24 protein-coding genes and 4 tRNA genes are annotated in these 26,300 nt (G+C 46.4%); 27 read left to right on the forward strand and 1 reads right to left on the reverse strand.

The window, feature by feature from the left end:
- Nucleotides 1-250 precede the first annotated feature (250 nt).
- Together murB and birA are read left to right on the forward strand one after the other, a co-directional pair.
- Entirely contained in the window at nt 251-1,276 is a 1,026-nt protein-coding gene (gene murB / locus KV201_RS20110) for a UDP-N-acetylmuramate dehydrogenase (protein ID WP_226060371.1), read from the forward strand.
- The gene (birA, locus tag KV201_RS20115) at nt 1,269-2,228 is read left to right on the forward strand and encodes a bifunctional biotin--[acetyl-CoA-carboxylase] ligase/biotin operon repressor BirA (protein ID WP_011848151.1); all 960 of its coding nucleotides are present in this window, start codon (nt 1,269-1,271) and stop codon (nt 2,226-2,228) included. The genes murB and birA overlap by 8 nt, the downstream gene beginning before the upstream one ends.
- A 27-nt stretch (nt 2,229-2,255) precedes the next feature.
- Here birA and coaA read toward each other — a convergent pair whose 3' ends face one another.
- Nucleotides 2,256-3,206: a type I pantothenate kinase gene (gene coaA / locus KV201_RS20120; protein ID WP_071940711.1), complete on the reverse strand. Its 951-nt coding sequence runs from the start codon at nt 3,204-3,206 to the stop codon at nt 2,256-2,258.
- A 234-nt stretch (nt 3,207-3,440) separates the two neighbouring features.
- Here coaA and KV201_RS20125 point away from each other — a divergent pair.
- The 25 genes from KV201_RS20125 to rpsC all read left to right on the forward strand — a co-directional run bounded on the left by KV201_RS20125 (nt 3,441) and on the right by rpsC (nt 26,295).
- Nucleotides 3,441-3,516, forward strand: a tRNA-Thr gene (locus KV201_RS20125).
- A gap of 8 nt (nt 3,517-3,524) precedes the next feature.
- Nucleotides 3,525-3,609: transfer RNA gene (locus KV201_RS20130), tRNA-Tyr, on the forward strand.
- 38 nt (nt 3,610-3,647) lie between these two features.
- Nucleotides 3,648-3,721 (forward strand) — tRNA-Gly (locus KV201_RS20135).
- An 8-nt stretch (nt 3,722-3,729) separates the two neighbouring features.
- A tRNA-Thr gene (locus KV201_RS20140) sits at nt 3,730-3,805 on the forward strand.
- A gap of 117 nt (nt 3,806-3,922) precedes the next feature.
- Nucleotides 3,923-5,107: an elongation factor Tu gene (tuf, locus tag KV201_RS20145; protein ID WP_006083602.1), complete on the forward strand. Its 1,185-nt coding sequence runs from the start codon at nt 3,923-3,925 to the stop codon at nt 5,105-5,107.
- 264 nt (nt 5,108-5,371) lie between these two features.
- Nucleotides 5,372-5,743 carry a preprotein translocase subunit SecE gene (secE, locus tag KV201_RS20150; protein ID WP_006083613.1) on the forward strand — a complete coding sequence of 124 codons (372 nt, stop codon included), beginning with the start codon at nt 5,372-5,374 and terminating at the stop codon, nt 5,741-5,743.
- A 9-nt stretch (nt 5,744-5,752) separates the two neighbouring features.
- A complete protein-coding gene (gene nusG / locus KV201_RS20155; protein WP_006083612.1) occupies nt 5,753-6,304 on the forward strand; it encodes a transcription termination/antitermination protein NusG in 552 nt (183 codons plus the stop codon).
- 127 nt (nt 6,305-6,431) lie between these two features.
- Nucleotides 6,432-6,860, forward strand: a complete 429-nt coding sequence (gene rplK, locus KV201_RS20160) for a 50S ribosomal protein L11 (protein WP_006083611.1) — start codon at nt 6,432-6,434, stop codon at nt 6,858-6,860.
- A gap of 4 nt (nt 6,861-6,864) precedes the next feature.
- Nucleotides 6,865-7,566: a 50S ribosomal protein L1 gene (gene rplA / locus KV201_RS20165; protein WP_006083610.1), complete on the forward strand. Its 702-nt coding sequence runs from the start codon at nt 6,865-6,867 to the stop codon at nt 7,564-7,566.
- Between the two features lie 268 nt (nt 7,567-7,834).
- The gene (rplJ, locus tag KV201_RS20170; RefSeq protein WP_006083609.1) at nt 7,835-8,335 is read left to right on the forward strand and encodes a 50S ribosomal protein L10; all 501 of its coding nucleotides are present in this window, start codon (nt 7,835-7,837) and stop codon (nt 8,333-8,335) included.
- A gap of 54 nt (nt 8,336-8,389) precedes the next feature.
- Nucleotides 8,390-8,755, forward strand: coding sequence for a 50S ribosomal protein L7/L12 (gene rplL / locus KV201_RS20175; RefSeq protein WP_006083608.1), 366 nt, complete (start codon nt 8,390-8,392; stop codon nt 8,753-8,755).
- A 243-nt stretch (nt 8,756-8,998) separates the two neighbouring features.
- A complete protein-coding gene (gene rpoB / locus KV201_RS20180) occupies nt 8,999-13,030 on the forward strand; it encodes a DNA-directed RNA polymerase subunit beta (RefSeq protein WP_006083607.1) in 4,032 nt (1,343 codons plus the stop codon).
- A gap of 84 nt (nt 13,031-13,114) precedes the next feature.
- Entirely contained in the window at nt 13,115-17,332 is a 4,218-nt protein-coding gene (rpoC, locus tag KV201_RS20185; protein ID WP_006083606.1) for a DNA-directed RNA polymerase subunit beta', read from the forward strand.
- Between the two features lie 179 nt (nt 17,333-17,511).
- Nucleotides 17,512-17,886, forward strand: a complete 375-nt coding sequence (gene rpsL, locus KV201_RS20190; RefSeq protein ID WP_006083605.1) for a 30S ribosomal protein S12 — start codon at nt 17,512-17,514, stop codon at nt 17,884-17,886.
- Nucleotides 17,887-17,967: 81 nt separating this feature from the next.
- Complete coding sequence (rpsG, locus tag KV201_RS20195) at nt 17,968-18,438, forward strand: 30S ribosomal protein S7 (RefSeq protein ID WP_006083604.1); 471 nt, start codon at nt 17,968-17,970, stop codon at nt 18,436-18,438.
- 78 nt (nt 18,439-18,516) lie between these two features.
- On the forward strand, nt 18,517-20,613 hold the full coding sequence (gene fusA / locus KV201_RS20200; RefSeq protein ID WP_006083603.1) for an elongation factor G: 2,097 nt from the start codon (nt 18,517-18,519) through the stop codon (nt 20,611-20,613).
- Between the two features lie 72 nt (nt 20,614-20,685).
- Nucleotides 20,686-21,870, forward strand: a complete 1,185-nt coding sequence (gene tuf / locus KV201_RS20205) for an elongation factor Tu (protein ID WP_006083602.1) — start codon at nt 20,686-20,688, stop codon at nt 21,868-21,870.
- A gap of 335 nt (nt 21,871-22,205) precedes the next feature.
- The gene (rpsJ, locus tag KV201_RS20210; RefSeq protein WP_006083601.1) at nt 22,206-22,517 is read left to right on the forward strand and encodes a 30S ribosomal protein S10; all 312 of its coding nucleotides are present in this window, start codon (nt 22,206-22,208) and stop codon (nt 22,515-22,517) included.
- 30 nt (nt 22,518-22,547) lie between these two features.
- Nucleotides 22,548-23,186, forward strand: a complete 639-nt coding sequence (gene rplC, locus KV201_RS20215) for a 50S ribosomal protein L3 (protein ID WP_006083600.1) — start codon at nt 22,548-22,550, stop codon at nt 23,184-23,186.
- Between the two features lie 17 nt (nt 23,187-23,203).
- The gene (gene rplD, locus KV201_RS20220) at nt 23,204-23,809 is read left to right on the forward strand and encodes a 50S ribosomal protein L4 (protein WP_006083599.1); all 606 of its coding nucleotides are present in this window, start codon (nt 23,204-23,206) and stop codon (nt 23,807-23,809) included.
- Nucleotides 23,809-24,111 (forward strand): 50S ribosomal protein L23, encoded by a 303-nt coding sequence (rplW, locus tag KV201_RS20225; protein WP_025008843.1) that lies wholly within the window; start codon nt 23,809-23,811, stop codon nt 24,109-24,111. The genes rplD and rplW overlap by 1 nt, the downstream gene beginning before the upstream one ends.
- 16 nt (nt 24,112-24,127) lie before the next feature.
- Nucleotides 24,128-24,952 (forward strand): 50S ribosomal protein L2, encoded by an 825-nt coding sequence (gene rplB / locus KV201_RS20230; protein WP_006083597.1) that lies wholly within the window; start codon nt 24,128-24,130, stop codon nt 24,950-24,952.
- Between the two features lie 14 nt (nt 24,953-24,966).
- Entirely contained in the window at nt 24,967-25,245 is a 279-nt protein-coding gene (rpsS, locus tag KV201_RS20235; protein ID WP_006083596.1) for a 30S ribosomal protein S19, read from the forward strand.
- Between the two features lie 15 nt (nt 25,246-25,260).
- Complete coding sequence (rplV, locus tag KV201_RS20240) at nt 25,261-25,593, forward strand: 50S ribosomal protein L22 (protein WP_006083595.1); 333 nt, start codon at nt 25,261-25,263, stop codon at nt 25,591-25,593.
- A gap of 9 nt (nt 25,594-25,602) precedes the next feature.
- A complete protein-coding gene (gene rpsC / locus KV201_RS20245; protein WP_006083594.1) occupies nt 25,603-26,295 on the forward strand; it encodes a 30S ribosomal protein S3 in 693 nt (230 codons plus the stop codon).
- Nucleotides 26,296-26,300: the final 5 nt, after the last annotated feature.

Consider the following 26,300-nt stretch of genomic DNA (forward strand, 5'->3'; position numbering starts at 1 on the left):
GCCGATGGTAGTGTGGGGTCTCCCCATGTGAGAGTAGGTCATCGCCAAGCGCCTAATTATCTCATTGAGATGTAACGAAGCCAGCTGAATAAGCTGGCTTTTTTGCGTCTGGAATCTGTCAATTTCAGCGTGATTTTTCGCCTAAATGCCTACTCCACGATGACTATTTCATCAATACGTGTCCTCCGCGTTAGCTGCAATCCTCGCTTTTAGCAGTTACAATGTGTTTTTGTCGTCATTGATCAAACATATGTCTCTATCTCATAGCCTTAAATCGTTTAATTCCTTTGGTTTAGCCCAGTCTTGCGCCGCTCTTGTTGAGGCGCACTCAAAAGAAGCTGTTCAGGCGATGTGTTTGCCACTATGGCAACAGCAATTGCCTATGTTGGTGCTTGGTGGCGGTAGCAATCTGGTCTTCACAGAGGACTTTAACGGTACAGTTGTCAGGATTTTATCGAAGGGGATAAAAGTATCTGAAGACGCAGAAGCGTTTTATCTCGAGGTTGAGGCGGGTGAGAATTGGCACGAGTTAATTCAGTTTACGCTCGAGCATGGCATGTTTGGTTTGGAGAATATGGCGTTAATTCCCGGAACGGTTGGCGCAGCACCTATCCAGAATATTGGCGCTTATGGTGTTGAACTCTGTGATGTATGTGATTGGGTTGAGTATCTTGATTTACCCTCAGGTGAGTTTGTGCGTATAAGCACAGCTGAGTGTCAATTTGCTTACCGTGAATCCATTTTCAAAGACAAATTACGTAATCTTGCCGTAGTCACTGCTGTCGGACTGCGCTTAGTTAAACGGTGGCAACCGCGTTTGGCCTATGGCCCATTGCAATCGTTTGATCCCGCAACCGTTACAGCCCGTGAGATTTTTGAGCGCGTATGCCAAGTGCGCAGTGAAAAGCTCCCTGATCCAGCAGTGCTCGGCAATGCAGGCAGTTTCTTTAAAAATCCAATTGTTAGCGCGGCCTGTTATCTAGATTTAGCACAGCGTTTTCCGACGATAGTGGGTTACGCGCAAGCGGATGCGACGGTGAAATTGGCGGCAGGTTGGTTGATTGAGCAAGCGGGACTGAAAGGTTTTGTGCTTGGTAATGCGGCTGTGCATGACAAACAAGCTTTGGTATTAGTGAATCGAGGCGGGGCAACGGGGCGCGATATTTGTCGCTTAGCGCTGCATGTTATTGCGCAAGTACAGGATAAATTTGGTGTTGTGCTAGAAGCGGAACCTAGAATCATGGGCGCTAACGGTGAAGGAGATTTGTATGTCTGATAATTGGGGAAGAAAGCGCCAGATATTAGCGTTATTGTCTAGCGGTCAATTTGTTTCAGGCGAGCAGTTAGCCACTGAACTTGGGATTTCGCGCGCCGCTGTAAATAAGCACATTGATGCGTTAGAAACTTATGGCGTAGCAATTTATAGCGTTAAAGGCCGTGGCTATAAGCTAGCCAATCCCATCTCTTTGATTGATGCTTCACGTTTAGTGCAGTCAATTGATAACCGTTGTTTTTATTTTGATGAGATCGCAAGCACCAACGGCTTTATGCTGAGCCATACCACTGAGCTAAAGAATGGCGATGTGTGCGTGGCAGAGTATCAATCTGCAGGTCGCGGTCGCCGAGGTCGCACTTGGGTGTCGCCCTATGGGCATCACCTGTACTTCTCATTGTTTTGGACATTCCCGCAGGGAATGGCACAGGCCATGGGTCTAAGTTTAGTGGTGGCGTGCACTCTAGTTGAAGTGCTTAAATCGTTTGGGGTCGAGAATATTGGGGTTAAGTGGCCGAATGATATCTATTTGGATAACAAGAAGCTTGCCGGGATCTTGATTGAAATGTCGGGACAGGCTGATAGTCAGTGTCAGCTGATCATTGGTGTTGGCGTTAATATGGCGATGTCAGAGGAGCAAGGCAAAGGTATCGATCAGCCTTGGAGTGACCTGTCAGATTTGGTTGATATGCCAGATAAGACTGCGCTTGTTATCGAATTACAGAAGCAACTGAAGCGCGATATCCAGCTATTTGAACGTGAAGGATTAGCTGCATTCAAGGCTCGTTGGCAAGCGGCAGACTTATTTTATGGCCGTGAAATACGTTTGCTTATGGGGGAAAAGTCTGTCGAAGGGATTTGTCGCGGCGTTGATGAGCAGGGTGCGGTATTGCTCGAAACCGCCGACGGTGTGCAAGCATTTATCGGCGGTGAAATTAGCTTAAGGGCACGCTAAGCACCCAAGAGGCTATTTTATAGAAGACTATTTGCGCATCAGTACGTGGGACATCAAATGATCCTGACCTTTCTGTAGGATCAAATGCGCCCTTTCACGGGTCGGTTGAATATTCAATTGCAGGTTGGGACCGTTAATCGTGTCCCAAATATTGGCGGCAATGGTATTGGCTTCATCATCGGTTAGCGACGAATAGTGATGGAAATACGATTTCTTGTCACTGAAGGCGCCAGAGCGGAATTGCAAGAAGCGTTCTTTGTACCATTGTTTGAGTAACGGCTCTTCCGCATCGACATAAATAGAAAAGTCGACAAAATCGGAGACAAAAGGACGACGGGTATCGACAGGGGAGTCGAGCCCAGTCTGCAGTACATTCAAGCCTTCCAAAATTAAGATGTCTGGCTGAGAAACGGTTTGGTGCTGATTCTTAACACGGTCATAGGTGACGTGTGAATAGATAGGGGCTTTAACATGGGGTTGGCCAGATTTCACTGCCGAGATAAACTCAACCAGCATTTTCATATCGTAGCTTTCCGGAAATCCCTTACGTTGTAACAACCCTTTACGTTTCAAGTCTGCCAGCGGATACAAAAAGCCATCCGTTGTGACGAGATCGACCTTAGGGTGCTCAGGCCAATGCTGTAGCAAGGCTTGCAAGATACGCGCTGTGGTACTTTTACCGACGGCGACACTGCCGGCAATACTAATGATGTAAGGGCTTCTTGATGGCTTTTGCCCAAGGAACTCATCAACCACTAAGCCACGTTGCTGCTTAGCTTTGACGATCAAATTGAGTAGACGGCTAAGGGGGAGATAAATATCAGTGACTTCCGATAAGGAAATCTTCTCATTTATGCCTCTAAGGTTTTCCAAGTCTTGCTCACTCAGCGTCAGCGGCACTGAATCCCGTAACTCGGACCATTGCAGGCGCTCAAAGGCGAGATAGAGTGCTTTTTGAATTGAATTTTTAGAAGTCATTGGCTTTCCTCAGCTTAGGAAAGGCACAGTACACTATGAGATTATTCGGAACAATACTAAATGGGTGATTGCAGTCGTGTTTCCGTCGTCGTTTGATGTATTCGCTGTTTAATTGGTCGCCAAAGTTGGATAACGTGTAAAAAAACACCGTTCAAGCGCTTTTTTTACGTAAATGGACGTTTTTTACTTGCACTTGAGAGCGCATTTACCTAATATCCCGTTCCGAAATGATATGCCGGCATAGCTCAGTTGGTAGAGCAACTGACTTGTAATCAGTAGGTCCCGAGTTCGACTCTTGGTGCCGGCACCATTTTCTGTGGAGGGGTTCCCGAGTGGCCAAAGGGATCAGACTGTAAATCTGACGGCTCAGCCTTCGAAGGTTCGAATCCTTCTCCCTCCACCACTTTTTTCTAGGTAGTTAGGTAGCCTTAGTTAGGTTGCGCGGACATCGTATAATGGTATTACTCCAGCCTTCCAAGCTGATAACGCGGGTTCGATTCCCGCTGTCCGCTCCAAATTAGTTGCTGATATGGCTCAGTTGGTAGAGCACACCCTTGGTAAGGGTGAGGTCGGCAGTTCGAATCTGCCTATCAGCACCAGCCTCTCTAAATTTAGCTCCTACGCCTAAACATAATCGGTTCGATGTCATTTTAATGCATCGGATTTTTTCTATATGTTAGTTTTCATCACCAAGATTCTTGGACTGAGGCATTACCATGGCTAAAGCTAAATTTGAACGTATTAAGCCCCATGTAAACGTGGGCACCATTGGTCACGTTGACCATGGTAAAACCACACTGACTGCAGCTATCTCTCACGTACTGGCTAAGACCTACGGTGGCGAAGCTAAAGACTTCTCTCAAATCGATAACGCTCCAGAAGAGCGTGAGCGCGGTATTACAATCAATACCTCTCACATCGAATATGACACGCCTTCACGTCACTACGCACACGTAGACTGCCCAGGCCATGCTGACTATGTTAAAAACATGATCACTGGTGCTGCACAGATGGACGGCGCGATTCTAGTAGTAGCTTCAACAGACGGTCCAATGCCACAGACTCGTGAGCACATCCTGCTTTCTCGTCAGGTTGGCGTACCGTACATCATCGTGTTCATGAACAAATGTGACATGGTAGATGACGAAGAATTACTGGAATTGGTAGAAATGGAAGTTCGTGAACTTCTGTCAGAATACGATTTCCCAGGTGATGACTTACCAGTAATCCAAGGTTCAGCTCTGAAGGCGCTAGAAGGCCAACCAGAGTGGGAAGCTAAGATTATCGAACTGGCTAACGCACTGGATTCTTACATTCCAGAACCACAACGTGATATCGATAAGCCGTTCCTACTGCCAATCGAAGACGTATTCTCAATCTCTGGCCGTGGTACTGTAGTAACTGGCCGTGTTGAGCGTGGTATTGTTAAAGTGGGTGACGAAGTTGAAATCGTTGGTGTTCGCACTACGACTAAAACAACGTGTACTGGCGTAGAAATGTTCCGTAAGCTGCTTGACGAAGGTCGTGCAGGCGAGAACTGTGGTGTGTTATTACGTGGTACTAAGCGTGATGACGTAGAACGTGGTCAAGTATTGGCTAAACCAGGTTCAATCAACCCACACACTACTTTTGAATCAGAAGTTTATGTTCTGTCAAAAGAAGAAGGCGGACGTCACACTCCATTCTTCAAAGGCTACCGTCCACAGTTCTACTTCCGTACAACTGACGTAACCGGTACTATCGAACTGCCAGAAGGCGTAGAGATGGTAATGCCTGGCGACAACATCAAAATGGTAGTTACTCTGATTTGCCCAATCGCGATGGACGAAGGTTTACGCTTCGCAATCCGTGAAGGTGGTCGTACAGTAGGTGCTGGTGTAGTAGCTAAAATCATTGCTTAATAGCGATAGAGATTAGTTTGAAAAGGAAGCTTCGGCTTCCTTTTTTGTTTAAGTGGATTATTTCATAGGTTTTGTGGTTTGCATGGGATTCGCATCCTTGCTTACAAAGTCGAATAAGAATACAATCTATGGCCGATTTTTGACCCTGAGCTTATGCTATTTTGCGTTTCTAAGGGTGTTCGGAAATGCAGAGTATGATGTGGGAATTATGCCCGTCAATTAATGTGCTCTAAGCTCAGGCCGTATTGAGTAACGGAAAAACCGATGACAACAAATACTGAAAACCAGAACAATTCTCTGGATATCGTGAAGTGGGGTTTAGTGATTGTATTGCTAGCCGCTGCTGTTATTGGCAATCAAATGTATAGCGAAGCCAGTGCCGTCATACGTGCGCTTAGTGTTATCGTTGCATTCGCTATTGCTGGTTTTATTGCGCTCCAGACTGTAAAAGGTAAAAAAGCGTTAGCTTTTGCCCGTGAAGCGCATATCGAAGTGCGCAAGGTTGTATGGCCGACGCGTCAAGAAGCGCTAAACACCACTTTTATTGTCCTTGCAGCAACAGGTATCTTAGCTCTTATCCTTTGGGGTATGGATGCTGTGTTAATGCGAATTGTCAATTTTATCACTGGCGTATAGGCACCTCGAATGACTGAAGCTAAAGAAGCTAAAAAAAGATGGTATGTAGTGCAGGCATTCTCAGGCTATGAAGGCCGAGTTTGTAAGTCACTGATTGAATACATTAAGATGCACGGCATGGAAGAATACTTCGGTGAAGTATTGGTTCCGACTGAAGAAGTCATTGAAATGCGTGCAGGTCAGCGTCGCAAGAGCGAACGTAAATTTTTCCCTGGCTATGTGTTAGTCCAGATGGAAATGAACGATGACAGCTGGCATTTAGTCAAAAGCATCCCGCGTGTTTTAGGCTTTATTGGCGGAACGTCTGATCGTCCTGCCCCAATTTCAGATAAAGAAGCGGATGCAATTCTGCGTCGCTTACAAGAAACGACAGCGTCACCGACTCATAGAACCATATTTGAGCCAGGTGAATTGGTTCGTGTGTGTGATGGTCCATTTGCTGACTTTAACGGTACCGTTGAAGAAGTGGATTATGACAAGAGCCGCGTGAAAGTATCAGTAATGATCTTTGGTCGTTCTACGCCTGTTGAACTTGACTTCAGTCAAGTTGAAAAAGGCTGATTAAATAAAATACAAAATCCGTTTGGCAACGGGGGCGAATTTCTATATAATTCGTCCCCGTTGTTTTCGGGGGAGCACGTCAGCATGTCGCTGATGCGCGTTTGAACCCAAACTGAGGAAATGTCAGATGGCAAAGAAGATTGATGCTTATATTAAGCTACAAGTAAAATCAGGTTCTGCGAACCCGTCACCACCAGTTGGTCCAGCTTTGGGTCAAAAAGGTGTGAACATCATGGAATTCTGTAAAGCGTTTAACGCCCGTACAGAAAAAATGGAAAAAGGCATGCCTATTCCAGTCGTGATCACTGTATACAGTGACCGTTCATTCACTTTTGAAACCAAGACTTCTCCAGCGTCTTACTTACTGAAGACTGCTGCAGGCCTGAAATCAGGTTCTCCACGTCCAAACACTCAGAAAGTGGGTACTATCGCTCGCGCTAAAGTTCAAGAAATTGCTGAACTTAAAGCTGCCGATATGACTGGTGCTGACATTGAAGCGATGACTCGCTCAATCGAAGGTACTGCGCGTTCAATGGGTTTGGTTGTAGAGGATTGATATAATGGCAAAGCTAACTAAACGCATGCGCGTAATTCGCGAGAAAGTTGACGGTACTAAAAGCTACGATATCAACGAAGCTGTTGCTCTGTTAAAAGAATTAGCAACTGCAAAATTCGTTGAAAGTGTAGACGTAGCAGTTAACCTGGGTATCGACCCACGTAAATCTGACCAAAACGTTCGTGGTGCAACAGTGTTGCCACACGGTACTGGTCGTGACGTTCGCGTTGCAGTATTTACACAAGGTGCAAATGCTGAAGCTGCTAAAGCAGCTGGCGCTGAGCTAGTTGGTATGGATGATCTGGCTGAGAAAATCAAAGCCGGTGAAATGAACTTTGACGTGGTTATCGCATCTCCAGATGCAATGCGCGTTGTTGGTATGTTAGGTCAAATCTTAGGCCCACGTGGTTTAATGCCTAACCCTAAAACAGGTACAGTAACGCCAAACGTTGCTGAAGCTGTTAAGAATGCCAAGGCTGGTCAAGTTCGTTACCGTAACGACAAGAACGGTATTATCCACACTACTATCGGTAAAGTGGATTTCACACCAGTTCAATTGAAAGAAAACTTGGAAGCGTTAGTGTCAGCACTGAAAAAGGCTAAGCCTGCAGTTGCTAAAGGCATTTTCGTGAAAAAGATCAGCATCTCTACCACTATGGGTGCAGGTGTTGCAGTTGATCAAGCTACGCTTGAAACAACCGTATAATTTTACAAAGCGCGTGCATTAGTCTATAATGCGCGCACTTTGTGGGTTGAAGCCTGTTTTATCCTCCGTTTAAGCGGTGTTTAACTCAGGTTTCCGTCCAAGACCGCAGGTGTTTTTTGTAAAAAGAACTTAATTTCCTGCGTAGACGGTGTCAGGCCCCAGCTAAATTTTTTTACTGGATAATCTGCACCGTAAGTCACTAAATACATAAGTATTTAGTATGGTAAATACTAGGGAATACCCTAGGTAGAATCCAGGAGTAAAGCCAATGGCATTAAGACTCGAAGACAAAAAAGCGATTGTTGCTGAAGTCAACGAAGCTGCCAAAGGTGCGCTATCTGCAGTTGCCGCTGATTCTCGCGGTGTGACTGTAGGTGCTATGACCGGTCTGCGTAAAAAAGCTCGCGAAGCTGGTGTATATGTACGTGTAGTACGTAACACATTGGCTCGTCGTGCTGTTGAAGGTACTGCTTTTGAGTGCCTAGCAGAGACGTTCACTGGCCCAACTTTGATCGCTTTTTCTTTAGAGCACCCAGGTGCTGCAGCACGTCTGTTAAAAGACTTTGCTAAAGAACAAGCTAACTTCGAAGTTAAAGGCGCAGCCTTTGAAGGGAATTTCATCCCTGCAGCTGAAATTGATCGTTTGGCGAAACTGCCAACATACGAAGAAGCACTAGCTCAGTTAATGATGACTATGAAAGAAGCATCTGCTGGCAAGTTCGTTCGTACACTGGCCGCCCTGCGCGATCAAAAACAAGAAGCCGCTTAATTTCAAGCTGGCTGCTTAATAAAATTGAATTCAGAACAATAGGAAACATTTGTTATGTCTATCACTAAAGACCAAATCTTAGAAGCCTTTGCAGCTATGTCTGTAATGGAAGTTGTTGAACTAATTGAAGCAATGGAAGAGAAGTTCGGCGTTTCTGCTGCTGCTGCTGTTGTTTCTGGCGGTGCTGAAGCTGCTGTTGTTGAAGAACAAACAGAATTCAACGTAGTTCTGACTGCTCACGGCGACAACAAAGTTGCTGTTATTAAAGCAATCCGTGGCGCAACAGGTTTAGGCCTGAAAGAAGCTAAAGCTATGTCTGAAGCTGCTCCAGTAGCAGTTAAAGAAGGCGTTTCTAAAGAAGAAGCTGAAGCTCTGAAGAAAGAACTTACTGAAGCTGGTGCTTCTGTAGAAATCAAGTAAGCTATTATTTAGCTTGCTCACCCAAGCCACTTGGGTGGAGGCTGGCGGTTTTTTAACCGTCGGCCTTTTTTGCGCTATATGCGCTGGCGATTTTTTTTCACCGTTTGTCGCCAAATTTTGCAGTCCCTAGCAGAGATTACTGGTTAGGTTCTTGCCATCAACGGTGATGGGCAAACGTGCTGAATTTTAATAACTTAAGTTATTTATTCAGTCTTGGTCACATCTCGTAAGCAGAGGAAACCCATGGTTTACTCCTATTCTGAAAAGAAGCGTATTCGCAAAGACTTTGGTAAGCGTCCAAAAGTTTTGGATATCCCTTATTTATTGTCTATCCAGCTAGACTCTTTTAAGAAGTTCACCGATCAAGATCCTACCGGTGAGCGCGGTTTAGAAGCCGCCTTCCGTAGCGTTTTTCCCATCAAGAGCTTTTCTGGTAATTCAGAACTGCAATACGTCAGCTATAAGCTTGGCGAGCCTGTTTTTGATGTGAAAGAGTGTCAGATCCGTGGTGTTACGTACTCAGCTCCACTACGCGTTAAATTACGCATGGTGTTGTATGACCGTGAAGCAGCGGCGGGCACAGTAAAAGATATTAAAGAACAAGAAGTCTACATGGGTGATATCCCATTGATGACGGATAACGGTACTTTTGTTATCAACGGTACTGAGCGTGTAATCGTATCTCAATTACATCGTTCTCCAGGCGTGTTCTTTGATCATGACCGTGGTAAAACCCACTCATCAGGTAAGGTGCTGTATAACGCACGTATTATTCCTTACCGTGGTTCATGGCTTGACTTTGAATTCGATCCTAAAGATGCACTATTTGTGCGTATTGACCGTCGCCGCAAATTGCCTGCGACCATCATGTTACGTGCATTAGAATATTCTACTCAAGAGATCCTCGATCTGTTCTTTGAACGCGTTGAGTTCAAGATCAAGAAAGATACTCTGGTTATGGCTTTGGTTCCTGAGCGTCTACGTGGCGAAACTGCCAGCTATGACATCAAGGATGCTGAAGGTTCTGTATTGGTTGAAGCCGGTCGTCGTATCACTGCGCGCCACATTCGCCAATTAGAAAAAACCAATACCACCGAGCTCGAAGTGCCAGTTGAATATATCGTGGGCAAATATGCTGCTCAAGATTATATCGATCCGGACACGGGTGAAGTTTTAGTCTCTGCCAACAGCGAAATTAGCCTAGAAGATCTGGCTAAATTATCATTGGCCGGTATTAAAGAACTCAGCACGTTGTATATCAACGAGCTAGATCATGGTGCTTATATTTCAGATACGCTGCGTATCGATTCAACCACTAACCGCTTAGAAGCGCTGGTTGAGATCTATCGTATGATGCGTCCTGGCGAGCCACCAACCAAAGATGCTGCCGAAGCACTATTCCAGAACTTGTTCTTCAGTGAAGAGCGTTATGACCTGTCTAAAGTAGGTCGTATGAAGTTCAACCGTCGTCTCAGCATTCCTGATGACGAAGGTAGCGGTGTATTGTCTAAAGAAGACATCGTCGCGGTAATGAAGAACATCATTCATATCCGTAACGGTTTCGACGAAGTCGATGATATCGATCACTTAGGCAACCGTCGTATTCGTAGCGTCGGTGAAATGGCTGAAAACCAATTCCGCGTAGGTTTGGTCCGTGTTGAGCGCGCCGTGCGTGAACGTCTATCATTAGGCGATCTGAACGAGCTGATGCCACAAGACTTGATCAACGCTAAGCCAATTTCTGCTGCAGTGAAAGAGTTCTTCGGTTCTTCTCAGCTGTCACAATTCATGGACCAAAACAACCCGCTGTCAGAAGTAACGCATAAGCGTCGTATTTCTGCTCTTGGCCCCGGTGGTTTGACTCGTGAACGTGCAGGCTTCGAAGTCCGCGACGTACATCCAACGCATTATGGTCGTTTATGTCCAATTGAGACCCCTGAAGGTCCAAACATTGGTCTAATCAACTCATTAGCAAGTTTTGCCCGTACTAACTCATACGGCTTCCTTGAAACGCCATACCGCAAGGTTATCGACGGCGTGATTACTGACGAAGTGGAATACTTGTCAGCAATCGAAGAAGGTCGTTATGTGATTGCACAGGCGAACATTGAAATTGATGCGAACGGTCGTATGGCAGAAGAGCAAATTGCTTGTCGTCATAAAGGTGAATCTACCTTTATGCGCGCTGCTGACATCCAGTATATGGACGTTTCGCCACAACAGATTATTTCTGTTGCTGCGTCACTGATCCCGTTCTTAGAACACGATGATGCTAACCGTGCATTGATGGGTGCGAACATGCAACGTCAAGCCGTACCAACACTGCGCTCTGAAAAGCCGTTAGTAGGTACTGGTATTGAACGTACTCTCGCTGTTGACTCAGGTGTTGTGGTTGTTGCTAAGCGTGGTGGTTTTGTTGACTACGTTGATGCGAGCCGTATCGTTGTTAAGGTAAATGAAGATGAGCTACGCCCAGGCGAAGCCGGTATCGACATTTATAACCTGACTAAGTACACCCGTTCTAACCAAAACACTTGCATCAACCAACGTCCTTGTTGTTCAGTTGGTGAGCCAGTGGTTCGCGGTGACGTGTTAGCAGACGGTCCGTCTACTGACTTAGGTGACTTAGCCCTTGGCCAGAACATGCGTATCGCGTTCATGCCTTGGAACGGTTACAACTTCGAAGATTCGATCTTAATTTCTGAGCGCGTAGCGCAAGAAGACCGCTTCACTACTATCCACATTCAGGAGCTGTCTTGTATTGCTCGTGATACTAAGTTGGGTAGCGAAGAAATCACGGCTGATATTCCAAACGTAGGTGAGTCTGCTCTGTCGAAACTCGACGAGTCAGGTATCGTTTACATTGGTGCAGAAGTGAAGGGCGGCGATATTCTGGTTGGTAAAGTGACGCCAAAAGGCGAAACACAGCTAACGCCAGAAGAGAAGTTATTGCGAGCTATCTTCGGTGAGAAAGCGTCTGACGTTAAAGACAGTTCACTGCGTGTACCTAACTCTGTTAAGGGTACTATCATCGACGTTCAGGTATTTACCCGTGACGGCGTTGAGAAAGACAAGCGTGCAGTTGAAATCGAAGAGATGCACATTGCCCAAGCTCGTAAAGACTTAGGCGAAGAGTTCAAGATCCTTGAAGAAGGTGTATTGAGCCGTGCGCGTAACTTGTTAATCGGTGCTGGTTTCACTGACGCGCAAATTGCTGCCTTGCCACGTAAAGATGTTTTGATTCAAGTCATTGACGATGAAACTAAACAAACTGAACTTGAGCAATTAGCTGAACAGCATGAAGAGCTGAAAGCTGACTTCGATAAGAAGTTTGAAATCAAACGTCGCAAGATCACCCAAGGTGATGACTTGGCTCCAGGCGTACTCAAGATCGTTAAGGTTTACTTAGCGGTTAAGCGTACTATCCAACCTGGTGACAAGATGGCGGGTCGTCACGGTAACAAGGGTGTTATCTCTAAGATTTGCCCAATCGAAGACATGCCGTATGACGAACAAGGTAACCCAGTAGACATCGTATTGAACCCACTAGGTGTTCCATCACGTATGAACATTGGTCAGGTACTTGAAGTCCATATGGGCGCTGCTGCCAAAGGCATTGGTAACAAGATCACCGCGATGCTTGAAGAACAGCGTGAGCTGGCTGAAGTTCGTGGCTACATCAAACAAGTTTATGAATTAGGTGACGAAGTGCAACAGCGCGTTGATATCGATTCATTCACTGATGATGAAGTATTACGTCTTGCGACTAACCTGAAAGGCGGTATCCCGATTGCAACTCCTGCATTCGACGGTGCTAAAGAGAAAGAGATCAAGCAGATGCTTGAACTTGCAGGTTTGCCAACCTCTGGTCAGTTGAAGTTGTTTGATGGTCGTACCGGTAACGAATTTGAGCGTCAAGTAACTGTTGGTTACATGTACATGCTCAAACTGAACCACTTAGTTGATGACAAGATGCACGCCCGTTCTACCGGTTCGTACAGCTTAGTGACTCAACAACCACTGGGCGGTAAAGCTCAGTTCGGTGGTCAGCGTTTCGGTGAGATGGAAGTGTGGGCACTAGAAGCATACGGTGCCGCTTATACGCTTCAAGAAATGCTCACTGTTAAATCGGATGACGTTAACGGTCGTACTCAGATGTATAAGAACATCGTCGACGGTAACCATCAGATGCAACCTGGCATGCCAGAGTCCTTCAACGTGTTACTGAAGGAGATCCGTTCACTCGGTATTAATATCGAGTTGGATCAGGCATAAGCGCAGGCCTTTAGCCGCGTTTGGCAAACAGAATGGTGCTCCGTGCGAGCGGAGCACCCGGTTTAACTCCTTCAGGAGAGAAACGTGAAAGACTTATTAAAGTTTCTGAAACAGCAAAGCAAGACTGAAGAATTTAACGGCATCAAAATTGGTCTGGCATCGCCTGACTTGATCCGTTCTTGGTCTTTTGGTGAAGTTAAGAAGCCAGAAACCATCAACTACCGTACCTTCAAGCCTGAGCGTGAAGGTCTGTTCTGTGCGCGTATCTTTGGCCCAGTCAAAGATTACGAATGTTTGTGCGGTAAGTACAAACGTTTGAAGCACCGTGGTGTTATTTGTGAAAAGTGTGGCGTTGAAGTAACCCAAACTAAAGTACGTCGTGAGCGTATGGGTCACATCGAACTGGCTAGCCCAGTTGCGCACATTTGGTTCTTAAAATCACTACCGTCACGTATTGGCTTAATGCTGGATATGACGCTGCGTGATATCGAACGCGTACTGTATTTTGAATCATTTGTCGTGATCGAGCCTGGCATGACCAGCCTTGAACGTGGCCAAATGCTGACAGAAGAAACTTATCTGGATGCATTAGAAGAATACGGTGATGAGTTCGAAGCTAAGATGGGTGCCGAAGCAGTGCTTGAACTGTTACGTGCTATCGATTTAGCGAAAGAAATCGAACAAATGCGTGAAGAATTACCTTCAATCAACTCTGAGACTCGTCGCAAGAAAGTGACTAAACGTCTTAAGCTGATGGAAGCATTCTACACTTCAGGCAACAAGCCTGAGTGGATGATCTTAAAAGTACTGCCTGTGTTACCACCTGACTTACGTCCGCTGGTACCGCTCGATGGCGGCCGCTTCGCGACTTCAGATCTTAACGACCTGTATCGCCGCGTGATCAACCGTAACAACCGTTTGAAGCGTCTGTTAGATTTAGCTGCGCCAGACATTATCGTACGCAACGAAAAGCGTATGTTACAAGAGTCTGTTGATGCGCTATTAGATAACGGTCGTCGTGGTCGTGCTATTACCGGTTCTAACAAACGTCCTCTGAAATCTTTGGCTGATATGATCAAAGGTAAGCAAGGTCGTTTCCGTCAGAACTTATTGGGTAAGCGCGTCGACTATTCTGGTCGTTCGGTAATTACCGTAGGTCCTACTCTACGTCTGCACCAATGTGGTCTTCCTAAGAAGATGGCACTGGAACTGTTCAAGCCATTCATCTATGGCAAGCTTGAAGGTCGTGGCTTAGCTACTACCATCAAAGCGGCTAAGAAGATGGTTGAGCGTGAAGTGGCGGAAGTATGGGACGTTCTGGATGAAGTGATCCGCGAACATCCAGTGATGCTCAACCGTGCACCAACACTGCACAGACTGGGTATCCAAGCGTTCGAACCAGTACTGATTGAAGGTAAAGCAATCCAGTTACACCCACTCGTTTGTGCGGCATACAACGCCGACTTCGACGGTGACCAAATGGCGGTACACGTACCGTTAACACTGGAAGCGCAGCTTGAAGCCCGTGCCCTGATGATGTCTACCAACAACATCCTGTCACCAGCCAACGGCGAGCCTGTTATCACCCCGTCTCAAGACGTGGTATTGGGTCTGTACTACACCAGCCGTGAGCGTATTAACGGCCGTGGTGAAGGTATGGCATTTATGTCTGTTGCTGAAGTTGAAAAAGCTTACGCAACTGGTGCTGCTGAACTGCATGCCCGCGTTAAAGTACGCATCACTGAAACCATTATTGGTGACACTGGTGAACGTACTGAACAACGCCGTATCGTTGATACGACTGTGGGTCGTGCACTGCTGTCACTTATTCTGCCAGCAGGTTTGTCATTTGATCTGGTTAACCAGAACATGGGCAAAAAGCAGATCTCTAAACTGTTGAACACTTGTTATCGTCAACTGGGTCTGAAAGATACTGTTATCTTCGCTGACCAATTGATGTATACCGGTTTCCGTTTTGCAACCATTTCTGGTGCCTCTGTAGGTATCGATGACATGGTTATTCCAGACGAGAAATACACCTTAGTTGCTGATGCAGAAGCGGAAGTTCTTGAAATTCAAGAGCAGTTCCAATCTGGTTTAGTAACAGCCGGTGAGCGTTACAACAAAGTTATCGATATCTGGGCAAGTGCCAACGAAAAAGTTTCTAAAGCTATGATGGAAAACCTGTCAACTGAGACAGTGATTAACCGTGATGGTGTTGAAGAGAAACAAGCCTCGTTTAACAGCATCTATATGATGGCTGACTCAGGTGCTCGTGGTAGTGCCGCACAGATCCGTCAGTTGGCGGGTATGCGTGGTCTGATGGCTAAGCCAGATGGCTCAATCATTGAAACGCCAATTACCGCTAACTTCCGTGAAGGTCTAAACGTACTCCAGTACTTTATTTCTACTCACGGTGCGCGTAAAGGTCTAGCCGATACGGCATTGAAGACAGCGAACTCGGGTTACCTGACTCGTCGTCTTGTAGACGTTGCACAAGATTTAGTGGTTATCGAAGACGATTGTGGTACTCACGAAGGTCTAACCATGAAGCCGCTGATTGAAGGTGGTGATGTGGTTGAGCCGTTACGTGAACGCGTACTGGGTCGTGTGGTTGCGCTTGATGTGTTCTATCCAGGCACTGAAGACGTACTCGCACCACGTAACACGCTACTCGACGAAGCCTGGTGTGACAAGTTAGAAGAATATTCAATCGACGAAGTGATTGTACGTTCTGTTATTTCTTGTGATACCGATTTCGGTGTGTGTGCAGCTTGTTACGGTCGTGACTTGGCTCGTGGTCATATCATTAACCACGGTGAAGCAATCGGTGTTGTGGCAGCACAATCTATCGGTGAACCAGGTACACAGTTAACGATGCGTACGTTCCACATCGGTGGTGCGGCATCAAGAGCGTCTGCAGAAAACAATGTCCAAGTGAAAAACTCGGGTTCATTGAAACTGCATAATGCTAAGCATGTTACTAACAGTGACGGCAAACTGGTTATCGTTTCTCGTTCTTCTGAACTGGCCGTTATTGACGAGCTGGGTCGTGAGAAAGAGCGTTATAAAGTGCCATACGGTACTGTGCTCGAGAAGCTAGAAGAAGCAGCTGTTGAAGCGGGCGATGTTATCGCTAACTGGGATCCACATACTCACCCAATCATTTCTGAAGTGGCGGGTAGTATCAAGTTCGTAGACATGATTGACGGTGTCACTATGACACGTCAAACAGACGAGCTAACGGGTCTGTCATCAATCGTGATCCTTGACGTTGGTCAGCGTGGTACTGCGGGTAAAGAAATGCGCCCAATGATCCGTCTGCTTGGCGCTAATGGTGCTGACTTGATGATCCCTGGTACTGAAGTACCAGCACAGTACTTCTTACCTGGTAGTGCGATCGTTAACTTGGAAGATAACGCGCAAATCAACGTGGGTGACGCTTTAGCTCGTATTCCTCAGGAATCGTCTAAAACACGCGACATCACCGGTGGTCTGCCACGCGTTGCTGACTTGTTCGAAGCGCGTAAGCCAAAAGAGCCGGCTATTCTGGCGGAAATCTCTGGTACCATCTCGTTTGGTAAAGAGACCAAAGGTAAGCGTCGTTTGGTGATTACACCTGCTGATGGCGGCGATCATTATGAAGAGATGATCCCTAAGTGGCGTAACTTAAACGTGTTCGAAGGTGAAAAAGTCGAACGTGGTGAAGTTATCGCTGACGGTCCAGAAGCGGCACACGACATTCTGCGTCTTCGTGGTATCCACAACGTAGCAAACTACATTGTGAACGAAGTACAGGACGTTTACCGTCTGCAAGGCGTGAAGATCAACGATAAGCATATCGAAGTGATCATTCGTCAAATGCTGCGTAAGTGTCTTATCACTTCTGCTGGTGACACTGACTTCCTCGAAGGGGAACAAGCTGAAGTGTCACGCGTGAAGATCGCTAACCGCGAACTGATCGCCCAAGGTAAAGTGCCTGCGACGTTTGAGCGTGAGCTACTGGGTATTACTAAAGCATCTCTGGCAACAGAATCCTTTATCTCAGCAGCATCGTTCCAAGAAACTACGCGCGTACTGACCGAAGCCGCCGTAGGTGGTAAGAGCGATCAATTACGTGGTCTGAAAGAAAACGTTATCGTTGGCCGACTGATCCCAGCCGGTACTGGTTACGCTTATCACAAGACTCGTAATGAAGCGCGTGCTAAGAAAAACGAACCTGTAGTAGTGAATAAGATCACTGCAAGTGAAGCCGAACAGAACTTGGCCGATCTCTTAAACCTGGCTGGTAGCCAAGATTAAGTAATCAGTTTGTTATAAAAAGGCGCCTATGGCGCCTTTTTTCTTGTAATATGCCGCAAAAGTTGGCTATTTCTTGACAGTCAGGCATTACCTTTCTAAAATTCCGCGTCCCACCATTGTGGGATATAGATTTTTCACACCTTATCGTTGAGTTTGATTCAACTGACTCGGAGCTATACATGGCAACTGTAAACCAGTTGGTACGTAAGCCACGCGCGCCAAAAGTCGACAAGACTAACGTGCCTGCGTTGAATGCGTGCCCGCAAAAACGTGGTGTTTGTACACGTGTGTACACAACTACCCCTAAAAAACCTAACTCTGCACTACGTAAAGTAGCTCGTGTGCGTCTAACTAACGGTTTCGAAGTGACTTCGTACATCGGCGGTGAAGGCCACAACCTGCAGGAACATAGCGTGATCTTAATCCGTGGTGGTCGTGTTAAAGACTTACCAGGTGTGCGTTATCACACTATTCGTGGCGCATTAGACTGTGCAGGCGTGACTTCACGTCGCCAAAGCCGTTCTAAATACGGTGCTAAGCGTCCTAAGTCTTAACTTATCCGTTAAGTAAGGCCAAGCTAGTTTTATTTTGAGAATTCCAGTTTTGGAAATCCCTGAAGCATACGGAGAATTGTTATGCCAAGACGTCGCGTTGTAGGACAACGTAAAATCCTACCAGATCCAAAGTTTCACAGTGAGTTGCTGGCTAAGTTCATCAACGTCATTATGCAAGACGGCAAAAAGTCGACTGCAGAAAAAATTATCTACAAGGCACTAGATGTTGTCGCTGAAAAGAAAAGCGAATCACATCTGACTATCCTTGAAGCAGCCCTGGACAACGTTCGCCCATCAGTCGAAGTTAAATCTCGTCGCGTTGGTGGTTCTACGTACCAGGTACCATGTGAAGTTCGTCCTGTGCGTCGTAACGCACTGGCGATGCGCTGGTTAGTTGAAGCTGCTCGTAAGCGTGGTGAAAAATCTATGGCTTTACGTCTGGCAGGTGAAATGCTGGATGCGTCTGAAAACAAAGGTACTGCTGTTAAGAAGCGTGAAGACGTGCATCGCATGGCTGAAGCTAACAAAGCCTTTGCTCATTACCGTTGGTAATATGATGGTGTGGGCTTAGGCCCACACCATAGTTGTTGATATTGCCAAGACTTAGGTCTTGGTGGAGAGGGTATAATCGTGGCTCGTACAACCCCAATTGAGCGTTATCGTAATATCGGTATTTGTGCTCATGTTGACGCAGGTAAAACCACCACAACAGAACGTGTTCTGTTCTATACCGGTTTGTCTCATAAAATCGGTGAGGTGCATGACGGCGCCGCTACCACAGACTGGATGGTTCAAGAGCAAGAGCGTGGTATCACTATCACCTCGGCTGCGGTAACCACATTCTGGCGTGGTATGGATGCTCAATTCACTGAACACCGCATCAATATCATCGATACCCCTGGTCACGTTGACTTTACTATTGAAGTTGAACGGTCTCTGCGCGTCCTCGACGGCGCTGTTGTCGTTTTCTGTGGTTCATCTGGTGTTGAACCTCAGTCAGAAACAGTGTGGCGTCAAGCTGATAAATACCGCGTTCCACGCTTAGTCTTTATCAACAAGATGGACCGTGCAGGTGCAGACTTTGAACGTGTAGTGAAGCAAATTAGAACTCGTCTTGGAGCCACTTGTGTGCCTATTCAATTGAATATTGGTGCAGAAGAAAACTTCAAAGGCGTGATCGACTTAATCAAGATGAAAGCAATTAACTGGAATGAATCAGACCAGGGTATGACTTTCACTTATGAGGAGATCCCTGCAGAGTTAGCGGCTAAAGCGGCTGAAATGCATGAGTATCTAGTTGAAGTAGCCGCCGAATCCTCGGATGAACTGATGGATAAGTACCTTGAAGAAGGCACGCTATCAGAAGACGAGATTAAAAAGGCGCTACGTCAGCGTACTATAAATAATGAAATCGTTTTAGCGACTTGTGGTTCTGCATTTAAGAACAAAGGCGTTCAAGCGGTACTTGATGCGGTTATTGAATTCTTGCCAGCGCCAATTGATGTGCCTCCAATTAAGGGCATCGATGAGAACGACCAAGAAGTAGAGCGCCCATCAGATGACAATGCGCCTTTTGCTGCATTGGCATTTAAGATTGCTACAGATCCATTCGTAGGAACTTTGACCTTTATTCGCGTGTACTCAGGCGTACTCGAATCAGGTTCGGGCGTTTACAACTCTGTGAAACAGAAGCGTGAACGCGTAGGTCGTATGGTGCAAATGCATGCAAACGATCGTACTGAACTGAAAGAAGTCCGTGCTGGTGATATCGCAGCGGCGATTGGTCTAAAAGAAGTGACTACGGGTGATACGCTTTGTGATAACGATCATAGAGTGATCTTGGAACGTATGGAGTTCCCAGAGCCAGTAATTACCATTGCCGTTGAGCCTAAGTCAAAAGCCGACCAGGACAAAATGGGTATCGCGTTGCAAAAACTTGCAGCGGAAGATCCATCATTCCGAGTTGAAACTGACGAAGAATCATCACAAACTCTGATTTCGGGTATGGGTGAGTTACACTTAGACATCATCGTCGACCGTATGCGTCGCGAATTCGGTGTTGAATGTAACGTAGGTAAGCCACAAGTGGCCTACCGCGAAACTATCCGAGCATCAGTAGAAGCTGAAGGTAAATTTGTACGCCAATCAGGTGGTCGTGGACAATTCGGTCACGTTTGGTTAAAACTAGAGCCTAATGAAGAAGGCGCTGGTTACGAATTTGTCAATGCAGTTGTGGGAGGTGTGATTCCTCGTGAATTCATTCCTGCGGTTGATAAAGGTATCCAAGAACAGATGAAGAATGGCGTTCTCGCTGGCTTCCCTGTGTTGGACGTGAAGGTCACTCTGTTCGACGGTTCATATCATGATGTGGACTCGAATGAGATGGCGTTCAAAATTGCAGGTTCTATGGGCTTCAAAAAGGGTGCGCTTGAAGCGAATCCGGCGTTGCTCGAACCTTGCATGAAAGTAGAAGTAACTACCCCTGAAAATTATATGGGTGACGTCGTTGGTGATTTAAACCGTCGTCGTGGCTTGATTGAAGGGATGGATGATGGCTTCGGTGGCATCAAAATAGTCCATGCTGTAGTGCCTCTTTCTGAAATGTTTGGTTATGCAACTGATTTGCGCTCTGCTACTCAGGGTCGCGCTTCATACTCTATGGAGTTTTTGAAGTACTCTGATGCACCGCAAAACATTGCAAAAGCGATTATTGAATCTCGTAGCTAATATCCAGTTACGACATAAATGTTATTATGGTCCAGCACTGACTGGACTATTCTGAAAAGAAAGGAATATATCGTGGCAAAAGCTAAATTTGAACGTATTAAGCCTCACGTAAACGTGGGCACCATTGGTCACGTTGACCATGGTAAAACCACACTGACTGCAGCTATCTCTCACGTACTGGCTAAGACCTACGGTGGCGAAGCTAAAGACTTCTCTCAAATCGATAACGCTCCAGAAGAGCGTGAGCGCGGTATTACAATCAATACCTCTCACATCGAATATGACACGCCTTCACGTCACTACGCACACGTAGACTGCCCAGGCCATGCTGACTATGTTAAAAACATGATCACTGGTGCTGCACAGATGGACGGCGCGATTTTAGTAGTAGCTTCAACAGACGGTCCAATGCCACAGACTCGTGAGCACATCCTGCTTTCTCGTCAGGTTGGCGTACCGTACATCATCGTGTTCATGAACAAATGTGACATGGTAGATGACGAAGAATTACTGGAATTAGTAGAAATGGAAGTTCGTGAACTTCTGTCAGAATACGATTTCCCAGGTGATGACTTACCAGTAATCCAAGGTTCAGCTCTGAAGGCACTAGAAGGCCAACCAGAGTGGGAAGCTAAGATTATTGAACTGGCTAACGCACTGGATTCTTACATTCCAGAACCACAACGTGACATCGATAAGCCGTTCCTACTGCCAATCGAAGACGTATTCTCAATCTCTGGCCGTGGTACTGTAGTAACTGGCCGTGTTGAGCGTGGTATTGTTAAAGTGGGTGACGAAGTTGAAATCGTTGGTGTTCGCACTACGACTAAAACAACGTGTACTGGCGTAGAAATGTTCCGTAAGCTGCTTGACGAAGGTCGTGCAGGCGAGAACTGTGGTGTGTTATTACGTGGTACTAAGCGTGATGACGTAGAACGTGGTCAAGTATTGGCTAAACCAGGTTCAATCAACCCACACACTACTTTTGAATCAGAAGTTTATGTTCTGTCAAAAGAAGAAGGCGGACGTCACACTCCATTCTTCAAAGGCTACCGTCCACAGTTCTACTTCCGTACAACAGACGTGACTGGTACTATCGAACTGCCAGAAGGCGTAGAGATGGTAATGCCTGGCGACAACATCAAAATGGTAGTTACTCTGATTTGCCCAATCGCGATGGACGAAGGTTTACGCTTCGCAATCCGTGAAGGTGGTCGTACAGTAGGTGCTGGTGTAGTAGCTAAAATCATTGCTTAATAGCGATAGAGATTAGTTTGAAAAGGAAGCTTCGGCTTCCTTTTTTGTTTTAGGGGCTGGTTTTATCCACAAATTTGTGTAAAATGCTCGCCACTCTGAAGTTAAATAGTTATTTGATGACTATTTACACAGCGGGCTTGATATCCGGATTTAGATAGGTATAATGGCCCCCTCGTCGACCTAGGTTGACGAATTAAATGATTAGTCACTTAAGTTAATCATTATCATAGCGGCTCCGATTGGGAGTCGAACGGTTAAATCATCTCGCTCTGCTTTTCTATATAGAAGAAGCTAGAGGGTGATTTTTTATATGTCCATTTTAGGAGCTCTGGTCAATGCAGAACCAAAGAATCCGTATCCGCTTAAAGGGATTTGATCATCGCTTAATTGATCAATCTACAGCGGAAATCGTTGAAACTGCTAAGCGTACAGGCGCTCAAGTACGTGGTCCAATTCCACTACCTACGCGTAAAGAGCGTTATACCATTTTGATCTCTCCGCACGTTAATAAAGATGCTCGTGACCAGTACGAATTACGTACACACAAGCGCCTGGTTGACATCGTAGAGCCAACTGAAAAGACTGTAGACGCGTTAATGCGTTTAGATCTTGCGGCTGGTGTCGACGTACAGATTAGCTTGGGTTAATTGAGATCCTAGTAAGAAGAGGTTTGAGAGATGGCTATCGGTCTTATTGGTCGTAAAGTTGGTATGACTCGCATCTTCACTGAAGATGGTGTTTCAATACCAGTTACTGTAATTGAAGTTGCAGGCAACCGTGTTACTCAAGTGAAAACTTTAGAAACTGACGGCTACCGTGCACTTCAAGTTACAACTGGCACCAAAAAAGCCAATCGCATCACTAAACCAGAAGCAGGTCACTTTGCCAAGAGCGGCGTTGAAGCCGGTCGTGGTTTGTGGGAAATGCGTTTGGTAGACGGTGAAGGCGAGGGCATTGAAGTTGGTGCTGAGCTAAATGTTGATATTTTCGCAGACGTAGCGAAAGTAGATGTTACTGGTCAATCTAAAGGTAAAGGCTTCCAAGGCGGCGTTAAGCGTTGGAACTTCCGTACTCAAGATATGACTCACGGTAACTCTTTGTCGCACCGCTCGAATGGTTCTATCGGTCAGAACCAAACGCCTGGTCGCGTATTCAAAGGCAAAAAAATGTCAGGCCATATGGGTGCCGAGCGTGTTACTACTCAAAATCTAGTTGTAGTTCGTGTAGATGTTGAGCGTAACCTGCTACTAGTCCGTGGCGCTGTTCCTGGCGCTACCAATGGCGACTTGATTATCAAGCCTGCCGTTAAAGCTTAAGGTCTGAGGAGATAGTAATGGAATTGGTATTGAAAGACGCGCAAAGCGCTCTTGAAGTTTCCGAAACTACCTTCGGCCGTGACTTTAACGAGGCACTGGTTCATCAGGTAGTTGTAGCATACGCTGCAAACGCGCGTCAGGGCACTCGTGCTCAAAAGACTCGTGCGGAAGTAACTGGCTCAGGCAAAAAGCCTTGGCGCCAAAAAGGAACTGGCCGTGCTCGTGCTGGTTCTGTTAAAGGCCCAATCTGGCGTGGCGGTGGCGTAACATTCGCTGCTAAAACCCAAGATCATAGCCAAAAAGTTAACAAAAAGATGTACCGCGGCGCGCTGAAAAGCATTCTGTCTGAATTGGTACGTCAAGAGCGTCTGGTTGTTGTTGAATCTTTCGGTGTTGAAGCTCCTAAAACTAAAGAGCTGAAAGCTAAATTGAAAGCAATGAACCTTGAAGACGTTCTGATTGTGACTGCAGAAGTTGATGAGAACTTATTCTTAGCAGCTCGTAACCTGTACAAAGTTGACGTTCGTGACGTAGCGGGTCTTGACCCAGTTAGTCTGATCGCGTTCAACACTGTGCTTGTGACTGCTGACGCAGTGAAGCAAATCGAGGAGATGCTAGCATGATGATCCGCGAAGAACGTTTGCTAAAAGTTATTCTCGCTCCACACATCTCTGAAAAGAGCACTGTGAACGCTGAGAAGCACAACACTGTTGTTTTCCGCGTAGCTATCGATGCAACTAAAGCTGAAATTAAAGCTGCTGTTGCTAAGCTATTTGAAGTTGAAGTTGATTCAGTTCGCACTTTAGTAAGCAAAGGCAAAACTAAACGCACTGGTGGCCGTACTGGTCGTCGTAGCGATTGGAAAAAAGCCTATGTAACTCTAGCTGCTGGTGCTGACATCGATTTCGTCGGCGGCGCTGAGTAAGCAAAGGAGAATTATCATGGCAGTTATTAAGTGTAAGCCAACCTCTCCAGGTCGTCGCCACGTTGTTAAAGTGGTGAACACTGACCTGCATAAGGGTAAACCCTTTGCTGGCCTGTTGGCGAAAAAATCTAAAAGTGGTGGCCGTAACAATACTGGCCGTATCACTGTCCGTCACGTAGGTGGTGGTCATAAGCAGCATTATCGTCTAATCGACTTCAAACGCGATAAAGATGGTATCCCTGCAAAGATTGAGCGTCTGGAATACGATCCAAACCGTACAGCTAACATCGCGTTAGTACTGTATGCGGATGGTGAACGTCGTTATATTCTTGCTGCCAAAGGCATGCAAGCTGGCGATAAGATCCAGTCTGGTGTTGCTGCCGAGATCAAAACCGGTAACGCAATGCCACTGCGCAACATCCCAGTAGGTTCTGTAGTTCACGCAGTTGAAATGAAGCCTGGTAAAGGTGCTCAGATCGCTCGTTCTGCAGGTGCTTATGTACAAGTTGTTGCTCGTGATGGCGCATATGCCACTCTACGTCTTCGCTCAGGCGAAATGCGTAAAGTGCCAGTTGATTGCCGCGCGACATTTGGTGAAGTTGGTAATGCCGAACACATGCTACGCCAGTTAGGTAAAGCAGGTGCTAAACGCTGGAGAGGCATACGCCCTACAGTGCGTGGTGTTGCAATGAACCCAGTAGACCATCCACACGGTGGTGGTGAAGGCCGTACTTCTGGTGGTCGTCACCCAGTGACTCCATGGGGTGTGCCAACTAAGGGTTATAAAACTCGTAGTAACAAGCGCACTGACAAGTACATCGTACGTCGTCGTAATAAATAGTAAGAGGATTCGCCATGCCACGTTCTCTCAAGAAAGGTCCCTTCATTGACCTGCACTTGCTGAAGAAGGTAGAGAAAGCGATGGAAGCCGGTGACAAAAAGCCTATTAAGACTTGGTCACGTCGCTCTATGATCATTCCAAATATGATTGGTTTGACCATCGCTGTCCATAATGGTCGTCAGCACGTTCCTGTGTTCGTAACTGACGAAATGATCGGCCACAAACTTGGTGAATTTTCACCAACTCGCACTTATCGTGGCCATGCCGCTGATAAGAAAGCGAAGAAGCGTTAATACGGGAGGAATAAGATGGAAGTTTTAGCTAAACATCGTTTTGCCCGTACGTCTGCGCAGAAGGCCCGTCTGGTTGCTGATCAAATTCGTGGTTTGCCTGTTGCTAAGGCACTCGAAATTTTGACTTTCAGCCCCAAGAAAGCCGCCGTACTGGTTAAAAAAGTACTTGACTCAGCTATCGCAAACGCCGAACACAACGAAGGCGCGGATATTGATGAGCTTAAAGTAGGAGCCGTCTTCGTAGATGAAGGCCCGACTATGAAGCGTATCATGCCACGTGCTAAAGGCCGCGCTGATCGTATCATGAAGCGTACCAGCCACATTACTGTGGTTGTATCAGATCGCTAGGAGAGAGCAATGGGACAGAAAGTACATCCTAATGGTATCCGTCTGGGTATCACCAAGCCTTGGATCTCTACCTGGTACGCAGATAAATCAGATTACGCAAGTAACCTGAACAGCGACTGGGAAGTGCGTAAGTTTCTTGTAGAGAAATTACAAGCTGCTTCAGTATCTAAGATTGTTATCGAGCGTCCAGCGAAAAGCATCCGCGTTACCATTCACACTGCCCGTCCAGGTGTTGTGATCGGTAAGAAAGGTGAAGACGTTGAAGTATTGCGTGCTGCAGTGTCAAAACTTGCTGGCACTCCTGCTCAAATTAACATCGCTGAGATCCGTAAACCTGAGCTAGATGCCAAATTAGTTGCTGACTCAATTGCACAGCAATTAGAGCGTCGCGTAATGTTCCGTCGTGCTATGAAGCGCGCAGTTCAAAACGCAATGCGTATTGGTGCTCAAGGTATCAAAGTACAAGTTAGTGGCCGTTTAGGCGGAGCTGAGATTGCGCGTGACGAGTGGTATCGTGAGGGTCGTGTACCTTTACATACTTTGCGTGCTGATATCGACTATTCTACATCTGAAAGTCACACCCAATACGGTGTGATTGGCGTTAAAGTTTGGATCTTCAAAGGTGAAGTTCTAGATGGAATGCTGCCACAGATTGAAGAACCGAAGCAGCAGCAACCTAAGCGCAAGCCTCGTGGTAAATAGGAGAG

Source organism: Shewanella sp. SR1 (assembly GCF_020447145.1).
In the GTDB taxonomy this organism is placed as follows: domain Bacteria; phylum Pseudomonadota; class Gammaproteobacteria; order Enterobacterales; family Shewanellaceae; genus Shewanella; species Shewanella baltica.

Coding starts and splice junctions, on each gene's coding strand:
- murB (WP_226060371.1), top strand. CDS start 251: ATGTCTCTATCTCATAGCCTTAAATCGTTTAATTCCTTTGGTTTAGCC.
- birA (WP_011848151.1), top strand. CDS start 1,269: ATGTCTGATAATTGGGGAAGAAAGCGCCAGATATTAGCGTTATTGTCT.
- coaA (WP_071940711.1), bottom strand. CDS start 3,206: ATGACTTCTAAAAATTCAATTCAAAAAGCACTCTATCTCGCCTTTGAG.
- tuf (WP_006083602.1), top strand. CDS start 3,923: ATGGCTAAAGCTAAATTTGAACGTATTAAGCCCCATGTAAACGTGGGC.
- secE (WP_006083613.1), top strand. CDS start 5,372: ATGACAACAAATACTGAAAACCAGAACAATTCTCTGGATATCGTGAAG.
- nusG (WP_006083612.1), top strand. CDS start 5,753: ATGACTGAAGCTAAAGAAGCTAAAAAAAGATGGTATGTAGTGCAGGCA.
- rplK (WP_006083611.1), top strand. CDS start 6,432: ATGGCAAAGAAGATTGATGCTTATATTAAGCTACAAGTAAAATCAGGT.
- rplA (WP_006083610.1), top strand. CDS start 6,865: ATGGCAAAGCTAACTAAACGCATGCGCGTAATTCGCGAGAAAGTTGAC.
- rplJ (WP_006083609.1), top strand. CDS start 7,835: ATGGCATTAAGACTCGAAGACAAAAAAGCGATTGTTGCTGAAGTCAAC.
- rplL (WP_006083608.1), top strand. CDS start 8,390: ATGTCTATCACTAAAGACCAAATCTTAGAAGCCTTTGCAGCTATGTCT.
- rpoB (WP_006083607.1), top strand. CDS start 8,999: ATGGTTTACTCCTATTCTGAAAAGAAGCGTATTCGCAAAGACTTTGGT.
- rpsL (WP_006083605.1), top strand. CDS start 17,512: ATGGCAACTGTAAACCAGTTGGTACGTAAGCCACGCGCGCCAAAAGTC.
- rpsG (WP_006083604.1), top strand. CDS start 17,968: ATGCCAAGACGTCGCGTTGTAGGACAACGTAAAATCCTACCAGATCCA.
- rpsJ (WP_006083601.1), top strand. CDS start 22,206: ATGCAGAACCAAAGAATCCGTATCCGCTTAAAGGGATTTGATCATCGC.
- rplC (WP_006083600.1), top strand. CDS start 22,548: ATGGCTATCGGTCTTATTGGTCGTAAAGTTGGTATGACTCGCATCTTC.
- rplD (WP_006083599.1), top strand. CDS start 23,204: ATGGAATTGGTATTGAAAGACGCGCAAAGCGCTCTTGAAGTTTCCGAA.
- rplW (WP_025008843.1), top strand. CDS start 23,809: ATGATCCGCGAAGAACGTTTGCTAAAAGTTATTCTCGCTCCACACATC.
- rplB (WP_006083597.1), top strand. CDS start 24,128: ATGGCAGTTATTAAGTGTAAGCCAACCTCTCCAGGTCGTCGCCACGTT.
- rpsS (WP_006083596.1), top strand. CDS start 24,967: ATGCCACGTTCTCTCAAGAAAGGTCCCTTCATTGACCTGCACTTGCTG.
- rplV (WP_006083595.1), top strand. CDS start 25,261: ATGGAAGTTTTAGCTAAACATCGTTTTGCCCGTACGTCTGCGCAGAAG.
- rpsC (WP_006083594.1), top strand. CDS start 25,603: ATGGGACAGAAAGTACATCCTAATGGTATCCGTCTGGGTATCACCAAG.